At 59.2% G+C, this 14,707-nt stretch carries 16 protein-coding genes; 1 reads left to right on the plus strand and 15 read right to left on the minus strand.

Going from position 1 to position 14,707, the window contains the following annotated elements; translation table 11 throughout:
- Positions 1-176 precede the first annotated feature (176 nt).
- Positions 177-2,279, minus strand: coding sequence for an elongation factor G (gene fusA, locus IP581_RS14335; RefSeq protein WP_193820676.1), 2,103 nt, complete (start codon positions 2,277-2,279; stop codon positions 177-179).
- 237 nt (positions 2,280-2,516) lie between these two features.
- Here fusA and IP581_RS14340 point away from each other — a divergent pair, with 237 nt between their 5' ends.
- A complete protein-coding gene (locus tag IP581_RS14340; RefSeq protein ID WP_017458424.1) occupies positions 2,517-2,828 on the plus strand; it encodes an ArsR/SmtB family transcription factor in 312 nt (103 codons plus the stop codon).
- A gap of 39 nt (positions 2,829-2,867) precedes the next feature.
- Here the strand turns inward: IP581_RS14340 and cobT are convergent, their stop codons facing one another.
- The 14 genes from cobT to IP581_RS14410 form a co-directional block, all read right to left on the minus strand.
- Positions 2,868-3,926 carry a nicotinate-nucleotide--dimethylbenzimidazole phosphoribosyltransferase gene (gene cobT, locus IP581_RS14345; protein WP_193820677.1) on the minus strand — a complete coding sequence of 353 codons (1,059 nt, stop codon included), beginning with the start codon at positions 3,924-3,926 and terminating at the stop codon, positions 2,868-2,870.
- A 27-nt stretch (positions 3,927-3,953) separates the two neighbouring features.
- Positions 3,954-4,694, minus strand: a complete 741-nt coding sequence (gene cobS / locus IP581_RS14350; protein WP_193820678.1) for an adenosylcobinamide-GDP ribazoletransferase — start codon at positions 4,692-4,694, stop codon at positions 3,954-3,956.
- Entirely contained in the window at positions 4,691-5,236 is a 546-nt protein-coding gene (cobU, locus tag IP581_RS14355; protein ID WP_193820679.1) for a bifunctional adenosylcobinamide kinase/adenosylcobinamide-phosphate guanylyltransferase, read from the minus strand. Before cobU ends, cobS begins: the two co-directional genes overlap by 4 nt.
- Positions 5,230-6,753, minus strand: a complete 1,524-nt coding sequence (locus IP581_RS14360) for a cobyric acid synthase (RefSeq protein WP_193820680.1) — start codon at positions 6,751-6,753, stop codon at positions 5,230-5,232. The genes cobU and IP581_RS14360 overlap by 7 nt, the downstream gene beginning before the upstream one ends.
- Before the next feature lie 201 nt (positions 6,754-6,954).
- A complete protein-coding gene (locus tag IP581_RS14365) occupies positions 6,955-7,665 on the minus strand; it encodes a cobalt-factor II C(20)-methyltransferase (RefSeq protein WP_193820681.1) in 711 nt (236 codons plus the stop codon).
- Positions 7,662-8,456 carry a sirohydrochlorin cobaltochelatase gene (gene cbiK / locus IP581_RS14370; protein WP_086873092.1) on the minus strand — a complete coding sequence of 265 codons (795 nt, stop codon included), beginning with the start codon at positions 8,454-8,456 and terminating at the stop codon, positions 7,662-7,664. The genes IP581_RS14365 and cbiK overlap by 4 nt, the downstream gene beginning before the upstream one ends.
- A 10-nt stretch (positions 8,457-8,466) precedes the next feature.
- Positions 8,467-9,252 carry a cobalt-precorrin-6A reductase gene (locus tag IP581_RS14375; protein WP_193820682.1) on the minus strand — a complete coding sequence of 262 codons (786 nt, stop codon included), beginning with the start codon at positions 9,250-9,252 and terminating at the stop codon, positions 8,467-8,469.
- Complete coding sequence (locus IP581_RS14380) at positions 9,249-9,974, minus strand: precorrin-3B C(17)-methyltransferase (protein ID WP_193820683.1); 726 nt, start codon at positions 9,972-9,974, stop codon at positions 9,249-9,251. The genes IP581_RS14375 and IP581_RS14380 overlap by 4 nt, the downstream gene beginning before the upstream one ends.
- Positions 9,974-11,029, minus strand: coding sequence for a cobalt-precorrin 5A hydrolase (gene cbiG / locus IP581_RS14385; RefSeq protein WP_193820684.1), 1,056 nt, complete (start codon positions 11,027-11,029; stop codon positions 9,974-9,976). Before cbiG ends, IP581_RS14380 begins: the two co-directional genes overlap by 1 nt.
- Positions 11,010-11,783, minus strand: a complete 774-nt coding sequence (locus IP581_RS14390) for a cobalt-precorrin-4 methyltransferase (protein WP_086873096.1) — start codon at positions 11,781-11,783, stop codon at positions 11,010-11,012. The genes cbiG and IP581_RS14390 overlap by 20 nt, the downstream gene beginning before the upstream one ends.
- Positions 11,776-12,345, minus strand: a complete 570-nt coding sequence (locus IP581_RS14395) for a decarboxylating cobalt-precorrin-6B (C(15))-methyltransferase (protein WP_193820685.1) — start codon at positions 12,343-12,345, stop codon at positions 11,776-11,778. The genes IP581_RS14390 and IP581_RS14395 overlap by 8 nt, the downstream gene beginning before the upstream one ends.
- Positions 12,335-12,940: a cobalt-precorrin-7 (C(5))-methyltransferase gene (locus tag IP581_RS14400; RefSeq protein WP_193820686.1), complete on the minus strand. Its 606-nt coding sequence runs from the start codon at positions 12,938-12,940 to the stop codon at positions 12,335-12,337. The genes IP581_RS14395 and IP581_RS14400 overlap by 11 nt, the downstream gene beginning before the upstream one ends.
- Positions 12,934-14,073, minus strand: coding sequence for a cobalt-precorrin-5B (C(1))-methyltransferase CbiD (gene cbiD, locus IP581_RS14405; RefSeq protein ID WP_193820687.1), 1,140 nt, complete (start codon positions 14,071-14,073; stop codon positions 12,934-12,936). Before cbiD ends, IP581_RS14400 begins: the two co-directional genes overlap by 7 nt.
- Positions 14,070-14,702, minus strand: coding sequence for a cobalt-precorrin-8 methylmutase (locus IP581_RS14410; RefSeq protein ID WP_193822705.1), 633 nt, complete (start codon positions 14,700-14,702; stop codon positions 14,070-14,072). The genes cbiD and IP581_RS14410 overlap by 4 nt, the downstream gene beginning before the upstream one ends.
- Positions 14,703-14,707: the final 5 nt, after the last annotated feature.

The following is a 14,707-nucleotide window of genomic DNA, read 5'->3' on the forward strand; positions in this document are numbered from 1 at the left end:
AATTCTATATTGAAATAATGCGGCGTTCAGACGGGGTATGCATGCACAGATGGATAGCAATGGAAGCGTGATTCCTGAATATCAGCGGCAAATTACAGCGTTGCATTGATTTTACGATCCGGCTTCACACAAGAAAAAACCCCGCCGGGGCGGGGTTTTTTGTTACCGCGCAGGTGTTATTCTTTCGCACGGCTGGCGATGATGTCATCCGCCACGTTGCGCGGTGCTTCCGCATAGTGGTGGAATTCCATGCTGTAGGTCGCGCGGCCTTGCGACATGGATCGCAGCGTGGTGGAGTAGCCGAACATCTCGGCCAGTGGCACATCGGCGCGGATAATCTGGCTACCGAAACGCTCTTCCATGCCCTGCACCATCCCGCGACGGGAAGAGAGATCGCCCATAATGTTCCCGGCGTACTCTTCCGGCGTTTCCACTTCCACATGCATGATCGGCTCCAGGATTGCCGGATCCGCTTTGCGCGCGCCCTCTTTGAAACCAAAGATCGCCGCCATGCGGAAGGCCATTTCCGAGGAGTCGACATCGTGATAGGAACCAAATGTCAGGGTTGCCTTCACATCGACCACCGGATAACCCGCCAGCACGCCGTTATTCATGGCTTCGCGCAAACCTTTCTCCACAGAAGGAATATACTCGCGCGGCACCACGCCGCCTTTGGTGGCGTCTTCAAATACAAAGCCGCTACCCGGCTCCAGCGGCTCAAGCGTCAGTACCACATGGCCATATTGCCCTTTACCGCCGGACTGGCGCACAAATTTACCTTCGATATCCTTCACGGTTTTACGCAAGGTTTCGCGGTATGTGACCTGCGGGCGACCGATATTCGCCTCCACGCCAAACTCACGTTTCATGCGGTCGACAATAATTTCCAGGTGTAACTCACCCATCCCGGAAATAATCGTCTGCCCGGACTCCTCATCAGTATGCAGGCGGAATGACGGATCTTCCGACGCCAGCCGTTGCAACGCGATACCCATCTTCTCCTGATCCGCTTTGGTTTTCGGCTCAATAGCGAGCGAAATCACCGGCTCAGGAAACTCCATGCGCTCCAGGGTGATCACTTTATCCGGGTCGCTTAACGTGTCGCCAGTGGTGACATCTTTCAGGCCAACGCAGGCGGCGATATCGCCGGCGCGCAGCTCATCCACTTCATGGCGATCGTTGGCATGCATCTGCACAATACGTCCGATGCGCTCTTTTTTACCTTTCACCGGGTTGTATACCGCATCCCCTTTTTTCAGCACGCCGGAATAGACGCGGATAAAGGTAAGCTGGCCCACATACGGGTCGGTCATCAGTTTGAATGCCAGCGCCGAAAACGGTTCGTCGTCATTAGCATGGCGCTCTGCCGGTTGGCCTTTTTCATCCACGCCCTGAATGGCAGGGATATCCAGCGGCGACGGCATCAGCTCCACCACCGCGTCGAGCATGCGCTGGACGCCTTTATTTTTAAAGGCGCTGCCGCATAACATCGGCTGAATTTCCCCGGCGACAGTGCGTTTGCGCAGGCCGGCAATAATTTCCGCTTCATCCAGCGAGCCGGTTTCCAGATATTTATCCATCAGCTCGTCACTGGCTTCTGCCGCCGCAGAGATCATTTTCTCGCGCCACTCCAGCGCGGTTGCCATCAGATCATCCGGTACCGGGCCATAGTTGAAAGTCATACCCTGCGTCGCGTCATCCCAGATGATTTCGCGCATTTTGATCAAATCCACCACACCGGTGAAGTGCTCTTCCGCGCCAATCGGGATCACAATCGGCACCGGGTTGGCTTTCAGGCGGTCGATCATCATCTGCACCACGCGGAAAAAATCCGCGCCGGGTCTGTCCATCTTGTTGACGAACGCGAGACGCGGCACATGGTATTTATTAGCCTGACGCCACACGGTTTCGGACTGCGGCTGCACGCCACCGACGGAGTCATACACCATTACCGCGCCGTCGAGCACACGCATGGAACGCTCCACCTCAATGGTGAAATCCACGTGCCCGGGGGTGTCGATGATATTGATGCGGTGCGGCTCAAACCCTCTGTCCATACCAGGCCAGAAGCAGCTTACCGCCGCAGACGTAATGGTAATGCCGCGCTCTTGCTCCTGCGCCATCCAGTCGGTTGTTGCCGCGCCATCGTGTACTTCACCCAGTTTGTGGCTCATCCCGGTGTAAAACAGAATGCGCTCAGTGGTGGTTGTTTTACCGGCATCGATATGCGCGGAGATACCGATGTTGCGATAACGTTCGAGGGGGATGGGTCGGGGCATGATGCGTCCTTAGTCATTTGACGGTTAGTTCGCGGCCGGAATTGGCCGCTATGTATTCACGGCATCTATGATAGTACAACTGTACGAGTATATTCGAACTATTTTTGCTATTCTTACGATTGGTTGAGCCGCGATTGACTTCGTGGCTTTCGCAAAGCAGTTTGCGTATAGTACCGGCCCAGCCGCCGATACGGGCTGCGGCTTTTCCAGCACAGCCACCGCCGACACAGGAAGATTATGATCGCTAACCACCCCGAACGTGAGCAATTTCGCCTTGAAAATGTGCTCTTTGCCCTTGGCAATCCCCTGCGCCTGGCGATGATCAAGCGGCTTGCCGATGGCAGCGAATTAAGTTGTAACGCCCTGCGCCCGGAAGATGTGGCGAAATCGACCATGACACATCACTGGCGCGTACTGCGCGATAGCGGCGTGGTCTGGCAGCGCCCGCAGGGGCGGGAAAATATGATCTCCCTGCGCCGCGAAGATCTCGACGCCTGCTTTCCAGGTTTGCTGGATACGCTGCTGCAGGCGATGCAAAAAGAAGGGTAATGCCGGGCAAGGCAGAGCGCCACCCGGCAAAGGAGATCGTTATTTCGTTTCCGGCAACACAATATTGCTCGCCGCCAGCGTGCCCATGTTGTTGTAGACAGCACAAGCCGCATCCACCAGTTGCATCGCCAGTGCCGCGCCGCTGCCTTCGCCTAAACGCATACCCATATTGAGATAGGGTTCCAGCCCCAGGTGTTCCAGCGCCAGGCGCGCCCCTTTTTCCGCCGACAGATGTGAAGGGATCAGATACGGTTTTACCTGTGGCGCAATGCGGCACGCCGCCAGCGCGGAAGCGTAAGAAAGAAAACCATCCAGCACCACCGGCAAACCACACGACGCCGCACCAAGCATCACGCCGGTCATTCCCAGCAGATCGTACCCCCCCACTTTTGCCAGCACCGCAAGGCCATCGTCGGGGTTGGGCTGGTTAACGGCAATCGCTTTACGCACCACCTGCGCTTTATGCCCGAGCAGGTTTTCCGGCAAATTTGCGCCAATGCCAACCACCTGTTCAGGCTCTTCGCCGGTCAACACGCTGACAACCGCCGCCGCCGGTGTGGTGTTCGCCATGCCGAGTTCACCGACGCCGAACAGTTGCACGCCTTGCGCCGCCAGCGCTCGGGTGTAGCGCATCGTTTCCAGCAGCAACGCTTCGGCTTGCTGCGGGCTCATTGCCGGGCCGGTGGCGATATTGCCGCTGCCGCGCGTGACTTTCATATTCACCAGACCCGGGATCGGATCGGCATCAATGCCGACATCCAGTACATGCACTTTCGCACCAGCCTGCGCGGCCAGCACGCAAACACCCGTCGTCGCCTGCGTCATATTCGCCGCCTGAATCGCGGTGACCACCTGCGGAGATACCGCCACGCCTTCATGCCAGACACCATGATCGGCGCACAGCACCACAATGGCTTTCTCACCGCTAAACGGTTTGCCGTTTAACCCCGGCATTCCCGCCAGTTGCACCGCTAATGCTTCCAGCCGTCCAAGGCTGCCAACCGGCTTCAGTAAACCATCCAGATGTTGCTGCGCCTTTGCCATCGCTACATTATCGGGAGACGGGATACTTGCCAGGAGTGTCGTCAATGTCTGCATGTTGTTTCTCGTTATGTTGCGGGCTGTTCAGAGCAGCGCCAGAAGAAAGACCAGTTCGCCAAGTTCAATCGCGGTGCCCAGCGTGTCGCCGGTTTGCCCACCCAGCGTACGTTTAAGCATGTGGCCCAACAGGAAGATCGCCGCCAGCGTCACCAGCAGCGCAATAATTCCTTTCAAACCTAATATGGCAATCGCCAGCAACCCGGTGATCGTCAGCGTAACCAGCGTGTCTCTGCCGGAAACCTTGCCGATAAACAGGTTGCCCAGCCCCTCTTCGCGAGCATAGCGATGGCCGAACATCAGTAACACTGAGCAACCGCGTCCGGCGGCGCAGGCCATCGCCAGTGCGGCAACCATGCTGACACCGCGAAGTTGCAGCTCGCTGATCACCAGGATTTTGGCAACCAGCACAAACACCAGCGCCAGGCCGCCGTGGGTGCCAAGCCGGCTATCACGCATGATCTCCAGCATCCGTTCGCGCCGCCGCGCGGAAAAGACGCCGTCACAGGTATCCGCCAGACCATCCAGATGAAAACCGCCGGTTAACAAGGCCAGCGCCAGCACGCCAAAAAACGCCGCCAGCGGCACGCCGCACCAGGGTTGCAGCACCAGCACGACGATACCGCTGAGCGCCCCAAGCAGCAGCCCTACCAGGGGAAATGTCACAATACCGCGCACATAGTCCGCGACATCCAGCCCCTGAACACAACGGCCAGGCACTGGCAACCGGCTGATAAACGAGAGCGTGGCGAAGAATAATTTGATCATTTGATTTTGACTCCAATCCCGGACACCACCAGCCAGACGTGATCCGCCGCCTGCGCCAGCCGCTGGTTGACGCGCCCGGCGATATCGCGAAAATGCCGCGCCAGGCGGTTTTCCGGCACAATGCCCATGCCCACTTCATTGGTCACCAGCACCACCGGTGACGGGCACGCCGCACAGGCGGCAATCAGTTGCTCAATCTCGTGCTGAACCTGCGCTTCCAGCGCGGCGTAATCCCAGTTCTCCGGGTCGTCGCCCGCGCCAGAAGCAAACAGCAGATTGGTGACGAGCGTCGTGATGCATTCCAGCAATACGGCTTCATTGGGATCGTTATGCGGAGTAATGACGTCTGATAACTGTTGCCAGCGCTCTTCGGTACGCCAGTGTCGGGGGCGTCCCTGCCGATGGTGCTCAATACGCGCCGCCATTTCATCATCAAAGATTTGCGACGTGGCGATATAGAGCACCGTTTTTGCATTCGCGACCAGCGATTCAGCATGGCGGCTTTTGCCGCTGCGCGCACCGCCGGTAACAAGGGTTAACATGCTTGCTCCTGATGTTGCTGCATAATCTGATAAATACGATCAATGTCCACATGCTGACGCATGGCGTCGGCGAGGATATCAAACTGCTGCGCTTTGTACCGCGCATAATCAACGCGCGCATCCAGCGGTGGTAGCCCTTTACGCTGGCGCAGCCCGTTAAGCAATGTGCGGGTGAAAGTATCGCTATCGAACAAGCCATGCAGATAGGTGCCAAACACCAGACCGTCGCGGCTGATCGCGCCGTCTGCCACGCGCTGCCCCGCTTTTTGCAACCACAGCGCCGCCTGGCAACCATTGCTGAGCGTGGTTTCACCCAGATGAATTTCATAACCGCGCAGCGATAGCCCGGCGCAGGGTGCCAGCCAGCCGGGCAGCGTCTCCGGCAAACTCGCCTCGACCCGCGTGGTGGTCTTGTCACGGGCAAACCGCGTCACCGTCTCCAGCAGCCCCAGCCCTGGCTGTTGCCCCAGCCCGGATTCCACCTCATCAATAATGGTTTCGCCAAGCATTTGATACCCGCCGCAGACGCCAATAATCGGTACATCCGCACGATGGCGTTCCAGCATCGCTTTCGCCAGCCCGCTTTCGCGCAGCCAGTTGAGATCGCCAAGGGTGTTTTTACTGCCGGGGAGGATCAGCAGATCGGCGTTTTGCAGCTCATCTGGCGTACGCACGTAATGAACGCGCACATCCGGCTGAGCGGCGAGCGCGTTGAAATCGGTGAAGTTAGAGATATGCGGGAGTTGCACCACGGCGATATCCAGCGCTCGCTCGCCGGTGCGCACGTATTTTCCGCGCTGTAACGCCACGCCGTCTTCATCTTCAAGGTCGACCTCCAGCCACGGCATGACGCCAATCACCGGTACGCCGGTTAAGTCTTCTATCTGCTTAATTCCCGGGGTGAGCAGCGCGACATCGCCGCGAAACTTATTGATGATCACCCCTTTCACCCGCCAGCGTTCGTGTTCCTGCAGCAGCGCCAGCGTGCCGTAAATCGCGGCAAAAACGCCGCCTCTGTCGATATCTGCCACCAGAATGACCGGGCAAGCGGCCATCTCCGCCATGCCCATATTGACGATATCCCGGTCGCGCAGGTTGATCTCCGCCGGGCTGCCCGCCCCTTCCAGCACCAGCGCGTCATACTCCCGCGCCAGGCTCTGGTAAACGCGGATAATCTGCTCGCGCAGGCGCGGTTTATAGTCGTGATAACTCACGGCGTCCATATCGGTCGCGACTTTCCCCATCAGCACCACTTGCGCTTTGCGATCGCTGGTTGGTTTGAGCAGCACCGGGTTCATACGCACATCCGGCTGGATACCCGCCGCTTCAGCCTGAAATATCTGCGCCCGCCCCATCTCGTGGCCGTCCGCAGTGATACCGGAGTTAAGCGCCATATTCTGCGATTTAAACGGCGCGGTTTTTAGCCCGTCCTGATGAAAAATACGGCAAAGCCCCGCCACCAGCACGCTTTTGCCCACGTCCGATGCGGTGCCTTGCAGCATAATGGCCTGCGTCATGGCGCCTCCTTAACCTGCCTCGCCCGCATGCGGGCTGGTTTATATAGCGGCACTGCTGCTCGCCGTGCCGTTTTACTCGTCACAAGCCATGCAGAATAAAGCAATCTCACGGCTGACGATAACGCAATAATTACCCCATGCCCGGCCCCCTCCGCTCAACCTCGCGGTTGAACACAGGTTGCCCTCGCACATCAGGGGCTGTCAGGCCTTCTCCCACTGTTTATTCACCAGAATGGTCGAAAAATAGGGCAGCGGCTGATCGTCGCTCACCCCGGCAAGCTGTCGCCAGCACTGCTCTCCCGGCAGCGTGGCTTCCGCCATCAGCAGCGCATGGTCGAGCAACCCAGCCTGGGCCAGCAGCGCTTTGATCCGCGCGAAACGGCCATAGACTTTCATCAACACCAGGCTGTCGTGTTGCGCCAGCGCCTGGCGGATATCGCTTTCCGGCGCGGTGCAGGACACTACCGCCAGCGATTGCTGCTCCATCGCCAGCGGTGTTTGCGCCCGCGCGGCGATGGCTGCAAACGAGGTGACGCCGGGAACAATTTCCACCGTTTCCGGGTGTTGCAGACGTTGCAGCAAAAACACCCAGGTGCTGAACAGCATGGCGTCGCCAAGCGTAATAAAACCGACCTGCTTACCTGCCTGCACTTCAGCCTCCAGCGCGGCGGCAACCTCATCCCACACCGCCTCTTTTTCTGCGCTGTCGGCGCTCATCGGGAAGTGACAACAGCGCACCTCCGTCTGTTCACCGAGATACTCGCGCACAATCGACAGCGCCAGGCTGTCGCCGCCTTTGCGCCCGGCCGGGGCATACAGCACATCCAACGTTCCGAGAATGCGCGCCGCGCGCACAGTGATAAGATCCGCAGCCCCCGGCCCGGTGCTCAGTGCGTAGAGCTTTCCGTTCATGCCGCCACCTCCAGCGATTGCTCTAGCGCCTGCTGTAAATGCTGAACAAACATCGCGCGGATATCAGCGTTTTCGCCTAACCCTTGCAGCCACGGCGTGGCTGCAATACCGACGCGTTCAAACTGCGTTTTCCATGAATCCTCATCATCCGATGCCATGTCATTAATCGCATGATCGCCGGCCACCAGCATCAGCGGCATCAAGTGCACGGCTTTCACCCCTTCGTGGCGCAAACTGTCGATCACCACGTCGATTTCCGGGTAGCTTTCCACCGCGCCAACGCGCGCCGGGAAGCGATGCGCCGCCATCATATGGTCAAGGCAGGCATACGCGGCAAAAGCATGATGGCTGGCTCCGTGGCCCATAAACACCACGCGTTCATCGGGGGCGACCAGCGGCATCTGGCGTGAAAGCGCCTGCATCAGATGCAGGTAATCTTCATGGCTGCTAAGCAGCGGCGCACCAATCACCAGCCGTTTAAAGAGAGGGCGCATCGTTTGTACTTCACGGACAATTTTTTCGTACTCATCACCGTTGATAATGTGCAACGACTGGATTGCCACATCCTGATAACCCTGTTCCGCCAGCTTTTGCAGCGCGGCCAGCGGGGTATCGATATGCAGGTTATCGCGCTGCCTGAGCTTGCGAATGATCATGCCGGAAGTGAACGCGCGAAACAGGGTGCGATCCGGGCAACTGGCCGCCAGCGCGCGTTCGCAGGCAACGATGTTTTTTTCACAGGTGTCGTGATAGCTGGTGCCGAAGCTCACCACCAGAAGGGCTTTTTTCATGCAGTTCTCCTCACTGTGCTGCTAGCCAGCGCCGCAACCGCCTGGCGAAGGCATCCTGACTGTTAAGTAACTCTTCCCCGCTCACCGCAGGTTGCGGGCGGGCAATAACAATGCACGGGATGCCGGCATCCAGCGCGGGCTGTACTTTTTCCAGATAACCGCCTTCTGCGCCGGAGGCTTTGGTGATCATCACCTCCACTTGATACTGGCGATAAAATGCGGCGTTAAACCCGGCGCTAAACGGACCGCAGAGGGCGAAAATATCGCCGACACCAAAACCCAGCTCCGCGCACTGCGCCACCACCTCCGGCACAGGGAGCACGCGTGCCAGCAAGGTTTTATCCGGTAAGCCTTCGCGCCAGCGCGCCAGATCTTTACTGCCGGTGGTCAGCAAAATACGTTCGCCCAGTTCGCGGGCTTTGGCGCAGGCCTCTTCCAGCGTGGCGACATAAAACAGCAACGGATGGGTTAAATCCGGTAACTGCTCCGGGCGTTGATAACGGCTGAGCAACACCTGCGCCTGCTCGCAGGCCGCGGCGATATTGCGACTCACCACATCGGCATACGGGTGCGAAGCATCAATGACCCAGCGCGTACCGTGGTGTTGCAGCCATGCGACCATGTCGTCCATCTCCAGTCGCCCGCAGCGCACCTGGCCGCAAATATTTCCTGCCAGCTGCTGCCCGGTCGGCGTCGCCACCGACAGCGTATAGCGCACATTCGCGTCGTCCAGCTGCTGGCAAATTTGCCGCGCATCACTGGTGCCGCCGATAACCAATACTTGCCCGGCGGTCACAGGGTGTAGCCCCGGGGTGTGATCATCAGGCCGTTTTGCACATAGGTGGCGCGGTTGCCGACAATCACCAGGCTGGTCATATCGACGGGTTCAAAATCCATCTCGCCGAGCGTGGTCAGCCATTTTTCCTCTTTCTTACGCCCGGCGGATTTCACCACGCCCACCGGCGTGTCGGCGCTTTTGCTGGCCGCGAGCAGTTCAAACGCGCGTGCCAGATGGCCTTCGCGCCCCCGGCTGCGCGGGTTGTAGAAGCAAATCACGAAATCCGCTTCACCCGCCGCGACAATGCGCTTTTCAATCACCGGCCACGGCGTCATCAGGTCGCTTAAGCTGATATGGCAAAAGTCATGCATCAGCGGCGCGCCGAGCAGCGCGGCGGCGGCAATGCTGGCGGTCATGCCCGGCACCAGACGGACGTCCACATCCAGTTGCTGCTTGTTCACCAGCTCAAGCACCAGCCCGGCCATGCCGTAGATCCCGGCGTCACCGCTGCTGATCAGCGCCACGTTATGTCCAGCCTGCGCCAGCTCAATCGCCGCCTGGCAGCGCTCGATCTCTTTACACATGCCGGTTTTGATCACCTGTTTATCGCCGGTAAAGGCTTTCACCAGATGGGTATAGGTTTTGTAACCAACCACAATTTCCGCCGCCTGCAGCGCTTCAACGGCTTCCATGGTCATCATTGCCTGTGAGCCGGGGCCAATCCCGATTACCGTTAACATCAGTGTGAAACTCCCAAAGTAATAGTCACGCCCTGCTCGCGCAGGGTTTCGCCAGTCAGTTGCCCGTGGCTCATCAGCCATGCCACCGGGCCGGAGACGCTCCCGACCCCGGCAGTGTGGCGGACAAATTCTGAGACGGGAAAATGGTGTTCGTGCTGTCGCAATGCCTCAGCCGTGAAAACGTCAAACGGCACGCCCAGGCGTTGCGCCAGTTTGATCAGCCCTTTTTCATCCTGCTTTAAGGTGATGCTGCCAATCGCGCGCAGCGCCAGCGGGTCGATGTCGTTCGCCTGCAACTGGCGTTGTAACAGCGCCAGCAGCCGCGTAAACGGCGTATCGCGGCGACAGCCGATCCCCGCCACGATGCGCTTCGGCACCAGTTTGAAAACCGGCAACGGCAACACCGGCAGCGCGGCTTGCGTGGTCACGCACACGAGGCCATCCAGTTGCGGTAACGCATCGAGGCGATCCACTGCGATAAAACCACGCGTATCGCAGCGCGCCACGTCCTCACGCATCGCCACTTCACCCCACAGACCAACGCGTTTACCGCTGACCAGCATCTGATTGATGGTCTTTACCGCCGCGCGAAAATCCTGCATTCGCGCATCCAGTTGAATGGCCAGCATGTCGAGTGCCGCCAGATCGTTCACGTCTGTCGCGGTGGTGATCACCGGATCGGCGTCCAGCACCGCCGCCAGGTAGCGCGTCAGCGCGTTCGCGCCGCCGCAATGCCCGGAAAGCAGGCTGATGACATGCTGCCCGCGTTCATCAATGACGATCACCGCCGGATCGTTAAATTTGTCATTCACCAGCGGGGCGATAACGCGCACGGCAATGCCAGTTGCGCCGATAAAAATCACCGCGGAAAAGTGGCAAAACGCCTCGCGCAGACTCTGTGCAAAACTCCCCTCAAAGGGCAAAAACCCCGCCGTGAGCAGTTTCTCGCTGGTATAACAGGTCATCGGCAGCACAGCTTGCAGACGCGCCGCCAGCGCCACGCCACCCGGTGTCAGACAAAACAGCGCTATCGCGTCAGGCTTTGCGGTATTCATGGCTAAAATCCGCCGCGTAAAGCCGCGAGTAGTGGAACTCTTCGCCCAGAAATGCGCCAACGAGGATCAGCGCGGTTTTGCGGATCCCGGCATCGCGCACTTTGTCAGCAATATCTGCCAGCGTGCCACGCACCGTCTGGCTTTCCGGCCAGGTCGCTTTGTAAATCACCGCGACTGGCGTCGTGTGCGGGTAACCGCCTTCGATTAAGCGCTCCGCCACGCGATGAATGCGTTGTACCGAGAGGTAAATCGCCATCGAGGTCTGGTGGCTGGCGAATGCCTCCAGTTGTTCGCGCTCCGGCACCGGCGTGCGTCCTTCGAGGCGGGTGATGATCAGGCTTTGCGACACGTCCGGCACGGTGTACTCCACACCCAGCTCCGCCGCCGCCCCCAGAAAAGCGCTGACGCCGGGTACAACCTGCCAGCGAATACCCCGGCGGGTTAACACTTCTCCCTGTTCGCGCACCGAGCCATACAGAGAGACATCGCCGGTTTGCAGGCGCACTACCACTTTCCCGGCCTTCACCCCGGCTTCCATCAGGTCGATGATTTGCTCAAGGTGCAACCCGGCGCTGTCGTGGCATTGCGCGTCTGGCGGGCAGTATTCCAGCAGTTCGGTATTAATCAGCGAACCGGCATAAATCACCACCTGCGCCTGTTGTAACAGCCTATACCCTTTCAGGGTGATGAGATCCTTATCGCCCGGTCCAGCGCCCACAAACCAGACAGTTTGTGCATCCGTGTGGTCAGCCATGGTGTTGCTCCTTTTCACAGGAAATCAAAAAAACGGGATTGTGCGCTTTGAAGTAGTGACCGCTGCCAAGCGGGGTCAGTTGGGAAACCTGAAGTTGCTGGCAATCCAGCGCTGAGACGGAGCAATCAGCCAGATGCGCCAGCGCGCTGCTTAGGTTTTCCTGCAAAATAAAGGTCATCACCAGCCGCCCACCGGGGTTAAGCTGCGCCAGCGACCAGTCGATAAGTTTCGTCAGATTGCCGCCGCTGCCGCCCATAAACACCGCGTCCGCAGGCTGCCCGATAAACAGCGGCGCAACGCCGGGAACCAGGGTGATATTGCGGCAAGCAAAGCGCTGAAAATTCTCTTCCAGCAGCCCGAGCGCTGCCGGGTTGCGTTCAATCGCCGTGACCTGCAATTGCGGGTGCGCCAGCGCCGCTTCGATGCTCACACTGCCGGTGCCCGCGCCGATATCGATCAGGTGGCGGGCATCGTGCAGCGCCAGCTTCGACAGCGCTACTGCGCGCACTGCCTCTTTGGTCATCGGCACTTTTTCACCGCGAATAAACCGCTCATCTTTCATTGAGGATCACCACCACATTCATTTCGTAATGCGCCTGCACCTCCGCCGGGCGCAGCCAGTGGATACGCTCATTGTCCATACCGAGATTTTCGCCAATCACCAGCCAGCGCTTTTCTGCCCCGCGCGCCAGTAGCGCATCGGCAATGACTTTTGGCCCGCAGCGGGCATCAGTCACCATCGCGACTTTGCTGGCGCGCGCCAGCGCATCGAAATCGACAACGCGCCCGTGGCTGCTGGTCAGCCAGATATCGTTCATATCAATACCGGTGCGCGAGCAGAGGTATTGCGCGGCGCTGATGCCGGGAATAATGCGCAACTGTTCGATACCGAAGTGCGCCACCAGCCGCGTGCCGATGCCGTAAAACAACGGGTCGCCGGAGGCCAGCACCACGATATTGCGCGCCATGTTTTTTTCCAGCCACGCCAGCAACGCGGGAATATTCGCATCCAGCGCCCGCCGTTGCCCGGCAAAATCGGGGAACTGCGCCAGGTGGCGTTTACCGCCGACCAGCACCTCAGCCTGCGCCACCGCCTCCTGCGCCTGCGGCGTCATCAGCGCCAGATTGCCCGGCCCCATCCCGGCGACCGTCAACATTTGAGATCCCTCGCAATCGCCTCAACGGAACGGTTCGCGCCAAGCACATTGTTATCAAAGGAGAACATCACGGCATCACACTGCGGCGGGTTGTGCGTAAAGCGCAGCAGCTGTTCGATACGCAGGCAGATGCGGGCTGCGAGGTGATCGTAAAGGTGGCTGAACCCGGCGGCATCGATGTATTCCATCGCCGCCTCAGTGGTGTCGCATTCGCTCACCGCCAGCAGCAGGGCGTGTGGTGCACCGAGCAGCGCCAGGTGTGCGACCAGCGTTTCCATACGCGCATCAGCGATATGGCTGTGGGTGTGAAAGATGCCGGCGGCGATTTTCACCAGCTTGCCGGGGTGACCGACCAGCACGATATGCCGGAAACCGAGGCGCACTGCCTCTTCGATCATGTAGCCGACGAAGTTACTCATGGTGACGACCTGTTCGCCGGAGACGCCCAGATGTTCGCGAACAAACCGCTCGCCGTGGTTGCCGGGCACCAGGATCACGCGATCCACCCCGGCGGCGCGTTTTAACTCCAGCTCCAGCGCCAGCGAGCGTTTCCAGCTCTCTTCCGACATCGGCGTCACAATACCGGTAGTGCCAATAATTGAAATGCCGCCAACAATACCGAGCCTGCCGTTGTAGGTTTTTTTCGCCCGTTCTTCCCCTTCTGGGGCAAAAATTTCCACCTCTGCGCCGCGCGTCGGACCAATCACTTCGCGCACGGCGGCTTCGATAGTCTGGCGCGGCGTGCGGTTGATGGCCGCGTCTCCCACCGCCAGGCCAATGCCTTTGCGGGTCACCGTGCCAACGCCTTCGCCGCCGCGCAGGGTTATTTCGCCACCCTCGTTAAGCGTGACGCGGGCAAAAATCAGCATGCCATGGGTGGCATCAACGTCATCGCCGCCGTCCTTGCGAATCGCGGCGACAGCCTGAAGCCCCTCCACATGCGGGCATTCGACGTTCAGGCACAGCGTGACGCCCGATGGCGTGACAATCGACACCTGATGAATAAGGTGCTGGCGCAGCACCATCAGCGCCGCCACTTTCGCGGCCGCCGTCGCGCAGGAGCCCGTGGTATAACCTTTGCGCAGCGCTTTTCCGTTGTGCCACACCGGCTCGTCGAACGCCTGTTCGCTCATTGCGCCTCCCGCAGGCTGTAAAGCAGCGCATTGATGATCGCCGCCGCCACATTGCTGCCGCCTTTGCGCCCGTGTGCGGCAATAGCCGGTAAACCGCTCGCCACCAGCGCCGCTTTCGATTCTGCCGCGCCGACAAACCCGACCGGCACGCCGACCACACCCTTTACCGGCGTGTTATGTTCCAGCAGGCGAAACAGCGCAGTGGGAGCATTACCGAAGACAAACACTTTGCCGCCCTCTTCCCCCAGCGCCAGGTCAACCGCCGCCATCGAACGGGTGATGCCGTCAGCTTTGGCGCGACGCACCACGCGCGGGTCGGAGATATAGCACCGCACTTCACCGCCGAACTGCGCCAGCAGCGTTTTGTTAATGCCGGAAAGCGCCATGGTGGTATCGGTGTAGAGCGTGCAGCCCTGTTTAATCGCAGCACACAGGCTTTCCAGCGCGTCAGCGGAGAACCATAAGATATCGAGCCAGTCAAAATCTGCGGTGGTATGAATAACCCGTTTGATCACCGCTTCATGCAGCGGGCTGGCAAAGCGGTAATCGGGACGCGTCTCGTTGATGATGTCGCCGATAATGACAAAACTTTTGGCTTCAATAGCCTGCGGTTGCTGCAAATAATCCATCTTTT

The sequence above is a fragment of the Kosakonia pseudosacchari genome, assembly GCF_015167415.1.
Taxonomy (GTDB): domain Bacteria; phylum Pseudomonadota; class Gammaproteobacteria; order Enterobacterales; family Enterobacteriaceae; genus Kosakonia; species Kosakonia pseudosacchari.

What these genes read in the sequence shown, in the direction of transcription:
- fusA (WP_193820676.1), bottom strand. Translation starts at nt 2,279, where the DNA reads ATGCCCCGACCCATCCCCCTCGAACGTTATCGCAACATCGGTATCTCC.
- IP581_RS14340 (WP_017458424.1), top strand. Translation starts at nt 2,517, where the DNA reads ATGATCGCTAACCACCCCGAACGTGAGCAATTTCGCCTTGAAAATGTG.
- cobT (WP_193820677.1), bottom strand. Translation starts at nt 3,926, where the DNA reads ATGCAGACATTGACGACACTCCTGGCAAGTATCCCGTCTCCCGATAAT.
- cobS (WP_193820678.1), bottom strand. Translation starts at nt 4,694, where the DNA reads ATGATCAAATTATTCTTCGCCACGCTCTCGTTTATCAGCCGGTTGCCA.
- cobU (WP_193820679.1), bottom strand. Translation starts at nt 5,236, where the DNA reads ATGTTAACCCTTGTTACCGGCGGTGCGCGCAGCGGCAAAAGCCGCCAT.
- IP581_RS14360 (WP_193820680.1), bottom strand. Translation starts at nt 6,753, where the DNA reads ATGACGCAGGCCATTATGCTGCAAGGCACCGCATCGGACGTGGGCAAA.
- IP581_RS14365 (WP_193820681.1), bottom strand. Translation starts at nt 7,665, where the DNA reads ATGAACGGAAAGCTCTACGCACTGAGCACCGGGCCGGGGGCTGCGGAT.
- cbiK (WP_086873092.1), bottom strand. Translation starts at nt 8,456, where the DNA reads ATGAAAAAAGCCCTTCTGGTGGTGAGCTTCGGCACCAGCTATCACGAC.
- IP581_RS14380 (WP_193820683.1), bottom strand. Translation starts at nt 9,974, where the DNA reads ATGTTAACGGTAATCGGGATTGGCCCCGGCTCACAGGCAATGATGACC.
- cbiG (WP_193820684.1), bottom strand. Translation starts at nt 11,029, where the DNA reads ATGAATACCGCAAAGCCTGACGCGATAGCGCTGTTTTGTCTGACACCG.
- IP581_RS14390 (WP_086873096.1), bottom strand. Translation starts at nt 11,783, where the DNA reads ATGGCTGACCACACGGATGCACAAACTGTCTGGTTTGTGGGCGCTGGA.
- IP581_RS14395 (WP_193820685.1), bottom strand. Translation starts at nt 12,345, where the DNA reads ATGAAAGATGAGCGGTTTATTCGCGGTGAAAAAGTGCCGATGACCAAA.
- IP581_RS14400 (WP_193820686.1), bottom strand. Translation starts at nt 12,940, where the DNA reads ATGTTGACGGTCGCCGGGATGGGGCCGGGCAATCTGGCGCTGATGACG.
- cbiD (WP_193820687.1), bottom strand. Translation starts at nt 14,073, where the DNA reads ATGAGCGAACAGGCGTTCGACGAGCCGGTGTGGCACAACGGAAAAGCG.
- IP581_RS14410 (WP_193822705.1), bottom strand. Translation starts at nt 14,702, where the DNA reads ATGGATTATTTGCAGCAACCGCAGGCTATTGAAGCCAAAAGTTTTGTC.